Origin of the sequence: Aeromonas eucrenophila (assembly GCF_000819865.1) — a bacterium.
In the GTDB taxonomy this organism is placed as follows: domain Bacteria; phylum Pseudomonadota; class Gammaproteobacteria; order Enterobacterales; family Aeromonadaceae; genus Aeromonas; species Aeromonas eucrenophila.
Map to the genome: position 1 here is coordinate 222,683 of NZ_CDDF01000001.1, position 16,138 is coordinate 238,820.

Consider the following 16,138-nt stretch of genomic DNA (forward strand, 5'->3'; position numbering starts at 1 on the left):
GCGGGGTTAAACGTCGAGCCGGCGACCGGTCAGCCACTCCACCCTGGCCGGATCCCGGTGAGAGAAGAAGGCGCTGGTGCCCGTATCCAGGGCGGTGACCTGCAACATCTCTTCGTCGCTCAATGCAAAGTCAAACAAGTCGAGGTTCTCCACCATGCGCGCCTTGCGCACCGTCTTGGCGAGGGAGGGGATGCCGCGCTGCAGCAGCCAGCGCAGCACCACCTGGCCCACGCTCTTGCCATGGCGCTCGCCAATGGCCGCAAGCAGCGGGTGCTGGAACAGGCCGTTGCGACCCTCGGCAAAGGGGGCCCAGGCTTGCGGCACTATGGCGCGGCTCTGCATCCAGGGCACTGAATGCAGTTGCTGATGGAAGGGGTTTATCTCTATCTGGTTGACCGCGGGGGAGACCTGGTTGAAGGCGACGAGATCTGCCAGCCGATCCGGGTGGAAGTTGCTCACCCCGATGGCGCGGCACTTGCCGGCCCGATGGAGCTCCTCCATGGCGCGCCAGGCCCCGTGCACATCCCCATAGGGTTGATGGATGAGGTAGAGATCCACATAGTCCAGTTGCAGCCGGTTCAGGGAGCGCTCGAACTGGGCCTTGGCCCCCTCGTAACTGGCGTCCTGCAGCCACAGCTTGGTGGTGACGAACAGCTCGCCCCGTGCGATCCCGCTACGCCTGATGCCGTTGCCCACCTGGGTTTCATTCTGATAGGAGGCGGCGGTGTCGATGAGGCGATAGCCGCTCTCGATGGCATCGACGACGGCCCCTTCGCACTCGGCCGCCTCCGTCATCTGAAAGACCCCGAACCCCAGCAGGGGCAGGGTGTTTTCGTTGTTCAATGTGACTGTTTGCATGACGTTATCCTCTCTGTGGGGTGCCGGTAGCATAACGCGGCCCCTTTCATCGGATTAGATAGCGGTATCCACTAGACCCTATCGACCGGGCTCATCAATCGGCGAACCTCCACCCGGATCGCATCGGGCAAATAACCAGTCTTTCACTGTCGCCTTCACGAGGAGGCCTCTTTCCTGTGGGGATGCGCCCTCTTACCGCCGCTACAGATGTGGCTCTTGAGCAGGCGAAATGCCCGTCAGACGCGGGACTTGGCGGGGGAGGCGGCAAGATGGCAGCAGGAATCTGGGGAGAAAAAATCCATCATATTGATTTGGCACTATATTCTAGAGCGTGATCGGGCAGGGCATGGCCGTTGCAAAAATAGCCATCGGGCACAGAGGCCTGGTCGCCACTGACTCCGCTTGTCATAACAAAATGATTTCTCGGGAGAAAAGCCCACCTTAACTATGGTCAGCCGAGGGGCTTTTTTTGTATTATCCCCCTCTTGACCTTATTTAGCCTAACAGGCTCCTGTTCCGGGAGTGGTGACGAGGAAGACATGCAACAGCTTGAAGAAGTAGTCGGCCAGGCCAAGGCCGAAATTGAGGGCGTCAACGACGTTGCGACCCTCGACGAGATCCGGGTCAAATATCTGGGTAAAAAAGGCTTTTTTACCGAACAGATGAAGACCCTCGGGGCCCTGTCCGCCGAAGAGCGTCCCGCCGCGGGTGCCGTGATCAACCAGGCAAAGCAGCAGGTTCAGGATGCCCTGAACGCGCGCCGCGATGCGCTGGTCGCCCAGGAGCTGAACCAGAAGCTGGCCGCCGAGACCATCGACATCAGCCTGCCGGGCCGTCGTATCGAGAACGGGGGTCTGCACCCGGTGACCCGCACCGTCGAGCGCATCGAGCGCCTGTTTGGCGAGATGGGCTTCAAAGTGGAGCGCGGTCCCGAGATTGAAGACGGTTTCCACAACTTCGATGCCCTGAACATCCCGGCCCATCACCCGGCCCGGACCGATCACGACACCTTCTACTTCAACCCGGACCTGATGCTGCGTACTCACACCTCAGGTGTGCAGATCCGTACCATGCAGCAGCAACAGCCGCCGATCCGCATCATAGCGCCGGGCCGCGTCTATCGTAACGACTACGACATGACCCACACCCCCATGTTCCACCAGGTCGAAGGCCTGCTGGTAGACGAACATGCCAGCTTTACCGAGCTGAAGGGGATCCTGCACGACTTCCTGCGCAATTACTTCGAGGAAGATCTCACCATCCGTTTCCGTCCCTCCTATTTCCCGTTCACCGAGCCGAGCGCCGAAGTGGACGTGATGGGCAAGAACGGCAAGTGGCTGGAAGTGCTGGGCTGCGGCATGGTGCACCCTAACGTGCTGCGTTCGGTCGGCATCGATCCGGAAAAATACTCCGGCTTTGCCTTCGGCATGGGCGTTGAGCGCCTGACCATGCTGCGTTACGGGGTCAACGACCTGCGTGCCTTCTTCGAAAACGACCTGCGCTTCCTCAAGCAGTTCAAGTAAGGGCGAGAGAACATGAAATTCAGTAAATCCTGGGTGATGGAGTGGGTCCGCACCGAGTTGAGTGATAACGCACTGGCCGAGCAGATCACCATGGCCGGCCTCGAAGTCGACGCCATCGAGGCGGTTGCCGGTCAGTTCAACAACGTAGTCGTCGGGGAAGTGGTCGAATGCGCCCAGCACCCGGACGCCGACAAGCTGCGGGTGACCAAGGTCAACGTGGGCGAAGCCGAGCTGCTGGACATCGTCTGCGGCGCGCCAAACTGCCGCACCGGCCTGAAAGTCTGTGTGGCCAAGGTGGGCGCGACCCTGCCGGGCGACTTCACCATCAAGAAGGCCAAGCTGCGCGGCCAGCCGTCCCACGGCATGCTCTGCTCCTTCAGCGAGCTCGGCATCGAAGTGGAAGCTGATGGCATCATAGAGCTGCCAGGCGATGCTCCGGTCGGCACCGATATCCGTGACTACCTGAACCTCAATGACGTCGCCATCGACGTGGACCTGACCCCGAACCGTGCCGATTGCCTCGGCATCGCGGGTCTGGCCCGCGAGATCGGCGTGCTCAACAGCGCCGACGTGGTCGAGCCTGTCTGGGCACCTGCCGTTGCCACCATTGATGCGACCTTCCCGATCCGGGTCGAGGCGCCAGCGGATTGCCCGCGCTACCTCGGCCGCGTCATCAAGGGGCTGAACCTGCACGCCCAGAGCCCGCTCTGGATGCAGGAGAAGCTGCGCCGCGGCGGCATTCGCTCCATCGATGCCATCGTCGACATCACCAACTTCCTGCTGCTGGAATACGGTCAGCCGATGCACGCCTTCGATCTGGCGACGCTGGAAGGGGAACTGGTGGTGCGCCGCGCCAAGGCCGATGAGCCCATGACCCTGCTGGACGGCAACGAGGTCAAGCTCAAAGAGACCACGCTGGTTATCGCAGATAGCAAAGGCCCGGCCTGCATGGCCGGCATCTTCGGCGGCGAGCGTACCGGCGTCTCCACCGAGACCACCGACGTGCTGCTGGAGTGCGCCTTCTTCGCGCCGCTCTCCATCACCGGCCGTGCCCGTGCCTATGGTCTGCACACGGATTCTTCCCACCGCTTCGAGCGTGGGGTGGATCCCGAGCTGCAAGCCAAGGTCATGGACCGTGCTACTCGTCTGCTGCTGGACATCTGCGGCGGCGAAGCGGGCCCGGTCATCGAGGTCAAATCCGACGCCCATCTGCCGAAGGCTGCCCCTATCAAGCTGCGCCGCACCAAGCTCGACAAGGTGATCGGCATCAGCGTGGGCGATGCCCAAGTACTGGAGATCCTGACTCGCCTCGGCATGCAGGTGACCGTTGAATCTGATGGCTGGACCGCACTGGCGCCGTCCTGGCGTTTTGACATCGCCATCGAGGAAGACCTCATCGAGGAAGTGGCCCGCATCTACGGCTACAACAACATCCCGAACCTGAAACCGGCGGCCTCCCTGGCCATGGTCGAGCAGGCGGAAGGTCAGGTGACCCTCAAGCGGGTGCGCGACTTGCTGGTGGACCGCGGCTTCCAGGAAGCCATTACCTACAGCTTCGTGGATCCCAAGGCTCAGCAGACCCTGTTCCCGCAGAGCGACGCCATAGTGCTGCCCAACCCCATCTCGGTCGAGATGTCCGCCATGCGGGTCTCCCTGTTCCCGGGTCTGGTGCAGGCGGTGGTCTATAACCAGAACCGCCAGCAGGGTCGTGTGCGTCTGTTCGAGCAGGGCCTGCGCTTCATCAAGGACGCAGCCGCCGAGAATTGCATCCGTCAGGAGCCCATGCTGGCCGGCATCATCACCGGCAACCAGAGCGACGAGCACTGGGACATCAAGAGCCGCGGCAGCGACTTCTTTGATTTGAAAGGGGATCTGGAAGCCGTGCTGGATCTCACCGCCGAAGGCGCCACCTTCAGCTTCGAGCGCACCGAGCACAGTGCCCTGCACCCGGGCCAGAGCGCGGCCATACTGCGCAACGGCGCGGTGATCGGCCACATCGGCGTGATCCACCCGAGCCTCGAGAAGAAGCTGGGCCTCAAGACCCGGGCCATCATGTTCGAGCTGGAGCTGGACAAGCTGACCCCTGCCAAGGTGCCGGTTGCAGCCGAGGTATCCCGTTTCCCGGCCAACCGTCGCGACATCGCCGTGGTGGTTGACAAGGAGGTTCTGGCCGGTGATGTCCTCGCAGTAATTAAAAAAGTTGGCGGAAATCAGTTAGTTGGAATAAACTTGTTCGACGTATACCAGGGTGCTGGTATGGCAGAGGACAAGAAGAGCCTGGCCATCAGTCTTGTTCTGCAAGACACCCAGCGCACCCTGGAGGAGAAAGAGATTGCCGAGACCGTAGACAATGTCGTGCGGGCCCTCGGTGAAGAGTTGAATGCATCCTTGAGGGATTGATCTATGGCGCTTACCAAAGCCGACATTGCAGAGCACCTGTTCACCCAACTCGGGATGAGCAAGCGTGAAGCCAAAGATATGGTGGAAGCCTTCTTTGAGGAAATCAGACAGGCGCTTGAGCGCGGTGAACAAGTCAAGATTTCAGGCTTCGGTAACTTTGATCTTCGCGAGAAGAACCAGCGTCCCGGACGTAACCCCAAGACGGGCGAGGATATTCCCATCAGCGCCCGGCGGGTGGTGACCTTCCGGCCTGGCCAGAAGCTCAAGGCCAGGGTAGAAAATGTTGAACCCAACGAGTAATAAAAAGCCAGGCAACCGCCTGGCTTTTGCGTTTCGATGAGAAAAACACTCCTCCTGTTGGGTGCGCTGCTGGCCTTGCCACTGCGCGCCACCGTGCTTCCCCTGTCGCCTGAGACCCAGGCGTATGTCGATTCACTCAGCGAACTGACCTTCTGCTATCCCAACCTGCAGCGCCCGCCCTACCTGGAAGAGCAGGGCGGTCTGCTCGTCGATCAGATGAAGCGGCTGGCACAGCAACTGCCGGTCCCTCTGCGCTTCGAGAAACTGCCCAACTGGTCCGCGGTGGAGCAGGGGCTGCTCGATGGGCGTTGCGACCTCATCCCCCATATCGGCCCCTCCTTGCAGACGCCGCCGGGCATGGCGCTGAGCCGGGCCATGCTGGAGGCCGAGTCCGCCATCCTCTACCGGGGGGATATCGAACACGCTTCCTTCCTGGTGTCGCCCATCTGGCAGGCGGGAGAGGTGCTCAAGCGTCTCTATCCCAAGTCGACCCAGCTGCAACTGACCGATGCCGACAACTGGTATCTGGCGCTGTTTGCGGAAAAAGGCAGTGCTTATCTCGGTGATTACCTGCAATTGCGCTATTTAATGCGGGAATATCCCGATGAGGGGCTGCGTCTGCGGCGTCTGCGCAGCGACGATCTGGTGGTCAGTTACCGGCTGATGATGCGGGATCGCCCCGAGTTGCAGCAACTGCTGGACACGGCGATCCGCTTCCTGCCGCCGGGCAGTCTCTATCGGGATCTGGGGCGCTATCTGCCTCAGAGCGAGCAGGACATCAACCCCTTGCACTTCACCGACAAGGAGCAAGCCTGGCTAATCGGCAACGCCCGCACCATCAAGCTGGTCGCGGATCCCGGGTTCATGCCCTACAGCGGTGTCAATCAGCAAGGGGATCTCGTCGGCTGGAGCGGCGACGTGCTGCGGCGGGTGAGCCGGCAGACCGGGCTGAATTTCGAGATCATTCCGGTGGCCAGCAAGGAGGAGGCGCTGGCCAAGCTGCGCAGCGGGGAGGCCGTCATGATGGCCGGCCTGCTGGAGTCTCCGGCGCTGGAGGCTGAGTTCGACTTCACCCGTACCGTGGTCATGAGCCGCTACGCCCTGATCAGCCGCAAGCGCATCGCTCATCAGTCCCTTGCCGAGGTCAAGGGCAAGGTGGTGGTGCCCAAGATGTTGTATGACCCCAGCCTGCTCGCCCTCTTCGGGCAACATGAATGGGTGGAGGCCGAGGATCTGGTGCAGGGGCTGGCAGCGGTGCAAGACGGTGAGGCGGAGGCCATGCTGGCGGAGCTCTATCAGTTGCAGTATCCGCTGCGCAACAACCAGCTGAGCGAGCTGACCATCAAGGAGCTGCCACAGACCTTCGGGTTGGGGTTTGCCATCCGATCTGATCAACCCAGGTTGGCGGGGGTGATCGAGCAGAGCCTGATGACCATCAACGATCGGCAGGTGGACGAACTGGTCCAGCGCTGGCGCCGGCTGATCCTCACCCAGCAGGAGGGGGTCAGTTACGGCTTCTGGCTCGGCTCCGTGTTGCTGGCGCTGCTGGTCAGCGCGGCCGTGATCTGGTCGGTCTGGCGCTCCCGTCAGCAACTGGCCCAGGAGGCGCGGGAGCGGCGCAAGGCCGAACAGGCGCTGGCGCTGGAGAGCAAGTTCCGAGAGTCCCTGTTCCAGGCGCTGCCCGTGCCGGTGTTCCTGCGCAATGCGCAGGGGGAGATCATCAAGCGCAACAAGCGGGCCAAGCGGCTGGAGGCGCGCTACTCCGCCGCCCTCGTTCTGCCCGCGCCCCAGTTGCAAGGGGCGGAAGGGGAGTTTGCCCTGCGCGAGCAGATCTTCTCCTACGCCCAGATCCCGCTGCGGTTGGGGGAGCAGGCACCGGCCGGCGATCTCATCGCCCTGTCCGACATCAGCGCCCTGCGCGAACGCACCCGCTTGCTGCGCCAGGCGGAGCGCCGTCTGCGCGCCCTCACCAATACGGTGCCCGGGGTGGTGCTCCAGTTCACCCTGCAGAGGGGGGCCATCTCCCGGGTGGAGTTTGTCAGTCGCGGCAGCTATGAGCTGCTGGGGCTGGCCAGCCAGCAGATCCGGCTCAATCCCAACGAGACCCTCACCCGGTTGGCGCATCAGGACAGGCGGGAGATGCGGGCCCCCATGCTGACCATGTTGCAGATGGGGCGTCCCTTTGCCCATCTGCTGCGCTATCGCCATCCGACCAAGGGGACCTGCTGGCTGCAGTTCTCCGGCCGGGGTCGTCGTCAGGGAGAGGGGTGGCGGATCTATGGGGTGGTGCAGGATGTGACCATACGGGTCGAGCAGGAGAAGGCGCTGCAGATCTCCCATGAACAGGCCCAGCAGGCTGTGCTCGCCAAGGGGCGCTTCCTCGCCGCCGTGAGCCACGAGATCCGCACCCCCATGAACGCCATTCTGGGGTTGCTGGAGTGGCTCGATCAGACCGAGCTCTCGCCGGAGCAGGCCTCGGCGCTGACCCACGTCAGGCAGGCGGGCAACGAGCTGCTGGGGCTGCTCAACGACGTGCTCGATTTTAGTCGCAACGAGACACGCCAGCTGCGGCTCTCGCCCCAGCCGACCGATCTGGTGGAGCTGTGTGAGCACGTGGCGGCGGTACACTGGTCCAAGGCGCGATCCAAGGGGCTGCAACTGCGCCTCGCGCTCGATCCCGCGCTGCCGGCGCTGATGGAGCTCGATCCTCATCGAGTGCAGCAGGTGCTGCACAACCTGATCTCCAATGCCATCAAGTTCAGCTCGGTTGGCGAGGTGGTGATCTGGGCGCGGCGTGAGGGGGAGTGGATCCAGTGTGGAGTGGATGACGAGGGGCCCGGCATCAGTGCCGAGTTGCTGCCCCGGCTGTTCCTGCCCTTCGAGCAGGGGGAGGCGCCGGGCCAGATCCGGGCGCAGGGCACCGGGCTCGGGCTTGCCATCTGCCGTCAGCTGATGGAGCAGATGGGAGGCACCATAGGGGTCGAGTCCCTGGCCCAGGGCGGCAGCCGTTTCCGCTGCGCCTTGCCCCTGCGTCCCCTGCAGGAGGGCGCTCCCTGGCAACCGAGAGTGCGCGAGATCTGCCTGCAACTGGCGGGTGAGGAGCTTGACTACATGCGCAGCTGGCTGCGCGAGGTGGGGGTGACGGAGACATCGACCGGGCCCTGCCTGAGCGCCATGGTGGATGAGCGGGGTCTGCGCCACTGGTACTGGCAGGAGGAGCCCTGGATCCCGGGCTCAGTAGTCACCCTGCTGCAACCCAGGCTCAGCCAGGGGCCGGAGGAGATGACCAGCCTGCCGGGTGCTGGCATGCGCGTCCTGTTGGTGGAAGATCACGAGGTAAATAGAGTGCTGATCAGCATGCAGCTCAGCCAGTTGGGGGCCCGGGTGCTGAGCGCCGCCAACGGTCGTCTGGCGCTCGAGATCCTGCAGCACGAGCCGGTCGATCTGGTGCTGACCGACCTGCAGATGCCGGTGATGGACGGCGCCGAGCTGTGCAAACTGCTACGAGGCTCCGCAGCCTGGCAGCATCTGCCGGTCTACGTGATCACTGCCGATCTCAGCGAGCAGGCGGCAGAGCGGCTGGCCGACTGCGGCTGTCACGGTCATCTGGACAAGCCGGTGCTGTTGAACGATCTGGCCATCCTGCTGCGCAGCGTCTCCGGCCAGGGGGGCGAGATGACGATCGCGCAGGAGGAAGACGCCGCCAGCGGATCCGAGAACAGGCTGATCCCGCTCAGTCCCAAGCTGGTCAGCCTCTATCTTGCCTCGACCAGACAGGATTTGGCCGACATTGAGCGCTGTGTCACACAAGGGGATGGGGCAGCCCTCAAGACGGCTTTACACAAGATGAAGGGGGCCGCCAAAATGGTGGGGGCCAGCCAGTTGGTACAGGTCATCGAGACCTGGCAGCAGGATCCTGAACACCCCTTGATCGAGCCGCTGACAGAGGCCGTGGATGAGGTCTGTCGGCAACTGAACAAGAGAACATGAGATGATCATCACAGAGGAAGAGTTGTTAGCGCTGCTGGAGGAGGACGTGAGCCTGGAGTCCCTGTTCCACCCTGTCAGCATCTATGCCCTGGATGCGGTCTCCTATCAGGCGGTCAAAGCGGCGGGAGTGCCTGCCTATGCCAGCTTGCATCGCACTCAACCCGACGCCGACTGGCGCTGGGAAGGGGGATTCACCGCCAGTGACATCGCTCTGTTCGATCCGGCTGCCCATGTGGGAAAGGCCTATGCCGGGCAGTTGACCCCGGGGCGGGGGATCTTCCGGATGACGGATCCCTGGCTTGCGGGACTGCAGGAGCGAGAGCTGCGCTGGCGTACCTGGCTGGCGGGACTGCGGGTGCTGTTGCTGGAGGATCACCCCTTCCAGGGCGCCAGTATTGAGCAGGAGGTTCAGGGGCTGGGGCTGCCTTGCCACTGGGTACAGGATGGTGACGCCTGCCTCCAGGCCCTGGAAGGGGGCGAGGTGGGGCTGCTGATCTGCGATCTCAGCCTGGCGGAACAAGATGCCATCAGCCTGCTGATGGGTCACCCCCAGTCCTGCCGCAACGGCCTGCCCATCATCTTGCTCTCCGCCCATGATCAGACCCTGATCGACGGCGCCCGTCGCCTGCTGCACGATGCCGGTTTCAATGTGCTGGCGGCGCTGGCCAAACCGCTCAAGAACAACGATCTGCTGCGTCTGCTCAAGGCGCTGTATCTGGGGCCGCAACACCCGTTGAGGCTCGGCGGCCTGAAGCGGACCATTCGCAACTGGCAGGGGGAGCCCCTCGGCCAGTTCGGCCTGCTGGCGGATGCCGCCTCATCGAAGTTGCCCATCTGGCTGGCCGTGAGCGGGCTGCCTCCCCACTGGGACAGGCTCAAGGCGTGGCTGGAGCAGCACGGCCGGCAGGCGGTCGAGTTGACCCTGGTGGTGCACAAGCGGGATCAGGTGTTGAGCCAGGCGGATCGCTTCGCCCTGGCGTTGCAGGCGAGCATGGCGGGGGGACGCCTGGCGCTGCTGCTCGACAGCGGCCAGCATCTGCCATTCGATGAGCTGGAGCGGTTGCCGTTCCAGTACCTGTTGCTGGGACAGCAGCTGTCCCAGGAGCTGGAGTCGATGGCGGTGGACTCCCTGCTTGGCCGCTTCATCGGCCGTGCCAGAGAGTTAGGCATCGCCCTCTATCTCGACGATCCCTTCAACGTGCAGGATGTCGCCCTCTGGCAGGATCGCGGCATCTCGGGGCGCTGGTGACCCGCTATCTGTGCTGGCCGGCCGACGAGGCGCGTCTGCGCGCGGGGCTGGCGGGCTGGCTCCATCCCGCCGACCGGAGCTATCTGCCCATCATGATGGTGGTGGGGGGGCGTGATTGTTGGTTGCGGGAGCTGGCGGGCTACGACAGCGCCCTGCTTGAGGCGGCCTACGCCGCCCAGAGCGAGCAGAGCATTTATCTGCGCTTCATGCGCCCCAAGTTGCCTCCCAGTGCCGAGCAGGTCGCCTTCTTCGTCGATTATCCTCGTGCGCCCCAGATTGGCCTGCTGTTGACCGATGGGGACGGCGTGCCCCTGGCCATGGCCCAGTCCATCCGGCGCCGGCTGCACCCGGATCGGGCCGAGTTCTCCTGCATAGTCGCAGACCACTTCCAGCACCGCGGGGCCGGGCGGCGCCTCTTGCTGGCGCTGGCCCTGTTGGCCCACGGGGAGGGCATTCGGGAATGGACCGCCGAGGTGCTCGGTCAGAATAGGCCCATGCTGGCCCTGCTCAAGGGGTTGGGCCTGCCACTGACCCTGGTGACGGGGCGAGAGATGGTGTTCGTCCGGCTGGATTTGAGCGTGCTGGACAAGTTGAACGTTCGGCTGACCTAATACCAAGGGCGAATGTGCCTGCTTCGCCCCCTGTGCTAAGGTCAGGCTGTCATTCGTCGGAGGAAATCCACCATGGTGCAGTCAGCCAAACATATCGTGATCCTCACCGGCGCCGGCATCTCGGCAGAGTCCGGCATCAAGACATTTAGGGCCAGCGACGGTCTGTGGGAAGAGCACAGGGTTGAGGATGTGGCGACGCCGGAAGGCTATGCGCGGGATCCCGTGCTGGTGCAGCGCTTCTACAACGCGCGCCGTGAGCAACTGCAAAGAACCGAGATCCACCCCAACCCTGCCCATTACGCCCTGGCTCGGCTGGAGCGTCTGTTGCCGGGGCGGGTGACTCTGGTCACCCAGAACATCGACAACCTGCACGCCGAGGCGGGCAGCAAGAACCTCATCCACATGCACGGGGAGCTGCTCAAGGCGCGCTGCCCCGTGTCGGGTCAGGTGATCGAGTGGCGTGGCGATCTGCATCAGGATGAGCTCTGCTCCTGTTGCCAGCTGCCCCAGCCGCTGCGACCCCACGTGGTCTGGTTTGGCGAGATGCCGCTTGGGCTGGACCGGATCTACAGCGCCCTGGCGCAATGCGATCTCTTCATCTCCATCGGTACCTCCGGGGCCGTCTATCCGGCGGCGGGCTTCGTGCACGAGGCTGGTCTCAACGGGGCCCACACCATAGAGCTCAATCTGGAGCCGAGCGAGGTGGGCAGCCAGTTTGACGAGAAGCGCTACGGCCCGGCCTCCGTGCTGGTGCCGGCCTTCGTGGATGAGCTGCTGCAGCAACTGGGGGTGCATCAGCCCAAGGTCGTGCCGGGACACAACTGGATGGAGATGCGCGGCCAATAACTATTGCGTAACAACACAGTTGCAATGGGTTAATGAAGTCGCCACACTAACTCGTAAAATCCCGAATGCAGCTGGCGCGACCCAAGATGCGTATCCCGAAATGCTGGTTTTCTTGTTTCCTGTTGGCGCTGATCACCTTCGGCGCCGAGGCCTCTTCCCCCTTGCTGCAGCTGGTGCTGGCGGACAAGCGGATCGTCAATCTGGATGAGGCGGCGCTGGCCGCCTTGCCCCAGACCGAATTCCAGACCCAGACCCCCTGGACCACGGGCAGCCACAGCTACCGTGGCCCGACCCTGGCATCCGTGCTGGCGGCGCAAGGGGTCGAGCATGCGAACCTTATCGAGGCGTCCGGCCTCAATGGCTATCAGCAGCAGTTGGATCTCTCCCTGTTCGAGCAGGTGCCGCTGGCGCTGGTGCGTTATCAGGATGACAAGCCGCTGACGCGCCGCAACAAGGGACCGCTCTGGCTGTTGATGCCCTTCTCGGCGCACCCCGAGCTGGATGTGCCCGCCATCCACAGCGGCATGGTGTGGCAGCTGACCCGCATCGAGGTCATCAAGTGACCCGTCGCCAACGCCATAATCTGCTGCTCGCCCTCATCTCGTTCTCCTTCCTGTTCTCCTCCGTGTGGGGCCTCTATCTGCAGAGCCGGCACGAACAGCTGGTCGACATCTTCTACCGCAACACCCACTGGAACATCAGCCAGGCCATGCTGGAGTCCCAGCGCTTCCTCTACGATCTGCGACTCTATCGGACGGGCCAGCTGGACATGGCCACCCTGAGCCTGGATTACGATCTGTTGTGGAACCGGCTGGACGTCTTTTTGGTCAGCAGCGAGACCGCCGATGCGCGCGCCCGTCACGGACTGGGGGAGGTGTTGACCAAGATGTTTTACCAGATCAAGCTGCTGGAGCCCCAGATGCAGGCAGGCGCACTGCGGGAGGGGGCGGCGCTGGACCGGATCCAGGCCAATCTTGCCGAGCTGACCCGCCAGGTGGAGCAGATCGGGGAACATATCCTCTCCGGCCAGGAGCGGGAGGCATCGGTCAACCAGATGCGCCAGAGCCTGTTCTGGCTCCAGATCTGGCAGCTGATCCTGCTGCTGACGGGGGGCATTCTGGTGCTTGCCCTGATTAAGGCGAACCTGCAAAACCGTCGCCTCTCCCTGCTCGACCCCATGACGCGGCTGGGCAATCGCCGTGCCCTGCAGGCGCAACTGAAACAGGCCTTGCTGAAGAGCCCGGCCTCGAGCCTGGTGGTGCTGGATCTGAAGCGTTTCAAGCAGGTCAATGATCTGCTCGGCTATCAGGTCGGCGATCGCCTGCTGCAGACGGTCGCCGCCAAGCTGCGGCAGGCCCATCCCGGGCGGGCCTATCGCCTGGGGGGCGATGAATTTGCGGTGTTCCTGGCCGGCGAGCAGGCGCAGACAGAAGAGCAGATGGCCGCCTTGCAGAGCCTGTTGCAGTTCGAGTTTGTGACCCGGGAGAGCAGCTTCGATCTTGCTTGCCGCTTCGGGGTGGCCAGGGCCGAGCGGGGGACGGATGGAAATCTGTTGCTGGAGCAGGCCATATTGGCGCTCAATCAGGCCAAGCGGGACAATGCCGCCCTGGTCTGGTTCCAACCCGGGATGCAAGCCACCCTGAACGCGCACCAGCGCCAGCTGCATCAACTGCGGGGCTGGCTGGAAGGGGTGGCGCCATCCCCGCTGGAGGCGGTGCGCGATGAGCTGGAGGACGAGCAGGGTGAGCGGGTCGTGGCCACCAGCCTGCGCTGGCGAGCAGGTGAGGAGTGCGAGATGAGCTGGCTGCAGGAACATGGCATCCTGGGCCCGGTGGTGGCACGGCTGTTGGCTGACGCAACGAATTCGTTGCCACAACTCTTCAGGCTGCAACAACAGGCGCAACTGGCCCATGTACTGGCCTATTTGCCTACATTGCCCGAGGGGGCGCTGATCCTGGCGTTGCCGACCCTGACAAAGGATGACGTCTTGTTGGCGCAGGTGCACCAGAGCGGCTGCTTGCTGGCGCTGCGTGAGCTCGGCAGCCAGGCGCCCGAGCTGCTGCAGGCCGGTTGGCCCATTCGTTACTGGCTGCCAGCGCCCTCCGAGTTCGAGGCCTTGCTGCAACCCCTGGCGACCCGGCTGGCATTGCGGCGCCTGGGCAGGGCCGAGTCGGTGCAAAATGAGGTTGGTGTGGCCTGATTTCGGTCCGGCAGTGAATGGAGAAATGAGAAGGGCGGCCAATGGGCCGCCCTTCTTATCTTGTGCAAGTCTTGCGCAAGCTTCTCTTGCTCGTCTGTTCGTCTGTTCCTCTCCGGCTCAGTCGAGCTGGGGGCGGGGAGGAAAGGGGGCGCAGGAGTCTCTGATCACCAGATCTGGGTCGACGGTGATCATGTGATTGTCGATGGTCTCCCCGTTGATCCTGGCCAGCAGGCGGGTGACGGCGAGGCGACCCAGCTCCTCTTTCGGCTGATTGACCGTGGTGAGCGGCGGCGACATGTATTGGGCCAGGGCCACGTTGTCATAGCCGACCAGGGAGAGATCTTCCGGGATGCTGAGGCCGGCGCGGTGCGCGGCGCTGATGACCCCCATGGCCATCATGTCGTTGCACACGAAGAGCGCGCTGGGGCGACTTGGCTGGCTCAGCAGCCTGAGCATGGCGTCGTGACCGCTGGCGCAGTCGAAATCCCCCTCCTGGATCCAGGCCGGATTGATGGCAAGACCCGCCTCCTGCATCCCCTGGACGAAGCCGGAAAGACGTTGATCCGCAGGGGCCCGGCTTCGGGGACCCGTGATGCAGCCGATGTCGCGGTGTCCGAGTTCGATCAGGTGGCGGGTGGCCAGATAGCCCCCCTGATGGGAGTTGTCGGCGATGAGATCCACCTCGCGGCTCTCCATGCCCCAGTCCATCACCACCACCGGCAGGCTCTTGAGCCAATCGAGCTGGTTGAACACCTCCTGTTGCCCCTCGCTGCACATGATGAGCAGGCCATCCACCCGTTTTCGGAGCATCATCTTGAGGTAGGAGAGCGCCGTCTCGGCCTGACCCTCGGTGTTGCCGAGCATCAGGTTGTAGCCCTGCTCGAAGCAGTAGCGTTCCACCCCGCGCACCACCTCGGCGAAGAAGGGGTTGCTGGAGGTGGTGACCAGCATGCCGATGCTGTTGGTCTCCTTCACCTTGAGGCTGCGGGCCACCAGACTGGGGGCGTAGTTGAGCGCCTGCATGGCGGCGAAGACCCGCTCCCGGGTCTCCTGTGCCACAACTCGGGTCTCGTTGATGACGTGGGAAACCGTGGTGGTGGAGACCCCCGCCCGCGCCGCGACCTCCTTGATGTTGGCCATCAGCGCCCCTGCACGGGCTGGCTCTGCAGGAAGGCGTCCACCTCGGCCTTGGCCGGGATGGAGCTCTGGGCTCCGAGCCGGGTGACCGACAGCGCCGCCGCACCGTGGGCAAAGCGCACCGCGGCGTTAAAATCGTCTCCCGCAAGCTCGGCTGCCAGCAGGGCACCGTTGAAAGTGTCGCCGGCGGCAGTGGTATCCACTGCTGCGACTTTAAATCCAGGGACAAGCATCTGGCGGGCGGCGTTGCTGCAATAGACCCCCTGGGAGCCCAGGGTGATCATCACCTCCGCGATGCCCATCTGGTGGAAGCGGGCGGCAGCCTCGGCTGCGCTCGTCTCGTCTGTCACCCTGACCCCGGTCAGCAGCTCGGCCTCGGTCTGGTTCGGGGTGATGAGATCCACCAGCGCCAACAGCTCGCCTGACAGCGGTTGGGCCGGCGCCGGGTTCAGTACCACCCGGGTGCCGTGGGATCTAGCCAGTCTGGCGGCTTCGAACACGCTCTCCAGCGGCACTTCCAGCTGCAGCAGCAGGGTATGGGCGTCGGCAATCAAGGTCTCGTGACGTTTGACCATGGCGGGGCTGAGGGCGCCGTTGGCTTCGGCGGAGATGCCGATGCTGTTCTCTCCCTCATCGCTCACGTAGATGATGGCGATGCCGGTGGGCAGCCGCTCATCCTGCTCCACCGCGCTGACGTCGATGCCGTCCTGGGCGAAACCTGCCTTCATCTGATGGCCGATGGCGTCATCGCCGATGCGGGCGATAAAGGAGACTTCTGCACCCAACCGGGCGGCGGCCACCGCCTGATTGGCGCCCTTGCCACCGGGAACGACCTGGTAGCTGTGGCCGGTCAGGGTTTCACCGGGACGGGGAAAGTGGGGGACGCGCAGCACATGATCCGCATTGACACTGCCGAGGACTACGAGACGATTCATTCTTATCACCCTTGATTGAGTACATCTTGGCTTGAGTGGGCTCAAGCCGGGAGGCACTGGCTGGCGGCAAAGGGGGAGGCGAGCCTCCC

Annotated in this window: 12 protein-coding genes; 9 read left to right on the forward strand and 3 right to left on the reverse strand. The window is 63.6% G+C overall.

What is annotated here, in order from left to right; all coding sequences use genetic code 11:
* Positions 1 to 6 precede the first annotated feature (6 nt).
* Positions 7 to 858: an aldo/keto reductase gene (locus BN1124_RS00870; protein ID WP_042638215.1), complete on the reverse strand. Its 852-nt coding sequence runs from the start codon at positions 856 to 858 to the stop codon at positions 7 to 9.
* Between the two features lie 539 nt (positions 859 to 1,397).
* On the opposite strand from BN1124_RS00870, the gene pheS reads away from it, so the two are divergent.
* From pheS to BN1124_RS00915, 9 genes are all read left to right on the forward strand, one after another.
* Complete coding sequence (pheS, locus tag BN1124_RS00875; protein ID WP_042638217.1) at positions 1,398 to 2,381, forward strand: phenylalanine--tRNA ligase subunit alpha; 984 nt, start codon at positions 1,398 to 1,400, stop codon at positions 2,379 to 2,381.
* Between the two features lie 12 nt (positions 2,382 to 2,393).
* Positions 2,394 to 4,781 carry a phenylalanine--tRNA ligase subunit beta gene (gene pheT / locus BN1124_RS00880; protein WP_042638219.1) on the forward strand — a complete coding sequence of 796 codons (2,388 nt, stop codon included), beginning with the start codon at positions 2,394 to 2,396 and terminating at the stop codon, positions 4,779 to 4,781.
* A 3-nt stretch (positions 4,782 to 4,784) separates the two neighbouring features.
* A complete protein-coding gene (gene ihfA, locus BN1124_RS00885) occupies positions 4,785 to 5,081 on the forward strand; it encodes an integration host factor subunit alpha (protein ID WP_005300715.1) in 297 nt (98 codons plus the stop codon).
* A 54-nt stretch (positions 5,082 to 5,135) separates the two neighbouring features.
* Positions 5,136 to 9,071 (forward strand): ATP-binding protein, encoded by a 3,936-nt coding sequence (locus BN1124_RS00890; protein ID WP_042638947.1) that lies wholly within the window; start codon positions 5,136 to 5,138, stop codon positions 9,069 to 9,071.
* Between the two features lies 1 nt (position 9,072).
* Positions 9,073 to 10,320: a response regulator gene (locus tag BN1124_RS00895; RefSeq protein ID WP_042638226.1), complete on the forward strand. Its 1,248-nt coding sequence runs from the start codon at positions 9,073 to 9,075 to the stop codon at positions 10,318 to 10,320.
* The gene (locus BN1124_RS00900; RefSeq protein ID WP_042638228.1) at positions 10,317 to 10,931 is read left to right on the forward strand and encodes a GNAT family N-acetyltransferase; all 615 of its coding nucleotides are present in this window, start codon (positions 10,317 to 10,319) and stop codon (positions 10,929 to 10,931) included. The genes BN1124_RS00895 and BN1124_RS00900 overlap by 4 nt, the downstream gene beginning before the upstream one ends.
* A gap of 72 nt (positions 10,932 to 11,003) precedes the next feature.
* Positions 11,004 to 11,777, forward strand: a complete 774-nt coding sequence (gene cobB, locus BN1124_RS00905) for a Sir2 family NAD+-dependent deacetylase (protein WP_042638230.1) — start codon at positions 11,004 to 11,006, stop codon at positions 11,775 to 11,777.
* Between the two features lie 86 nt (positions 11,778 to 11,863).
* Complete coding sequence (locus tag BN1124_RS00910) at positions 11,864 to 12,340, forward strand: putative pterin-binding protein (protein WP_042638949.1); 477 nt, start codon at positions 11,864 to 11,866, stop codon at positions 12,338 to 12,340.
* Entirely contained in the window at positions 12,337 to 13,977 is a 1,641-nt protein-coding gene (locus BN1124_RS00915) for a GGDEF domain-containing protein (RefSeq protein ID WP_042638232.1), read from the forward strand. Before BN1124_RS00910 ends, BN1124_RS00915 begins: the two co-directional genes overlap by 4 nt.
* A gap of 117 nt (positions 13,978 to 14,094) precedes the next feature.
* Here the strand turns inward: BN1124_RS00915 and BN1124_RS00920 are convergent, their stop codons facing one another.
* On the reverse strand, positions 14,095 to 15,117 hold the full coding sequence (locus BN1124_RS00920; protein ID WP_042638234.1) for a substrate-binding domain-containing protein: 1,023 nt from the start codon (positions 15,115 to 15,117) through the stop codon (positions 14,095 to 14,097).
* A complete protein-coding gene (gene rbsK, locus BN1124_RS00925; protein WP_042638236.1) occupies positions 15,117 to 16,049 on the reverse strand; it encodes a ribokinase in 933 nt (310 codons plus the stop codon). Before rbsK ends, BN1124_RS00920 begins: the two co-directional genes overlap by 1 nt.
* Positions 16,050 to 16,138: the final 89 nt, after the last annotated feature.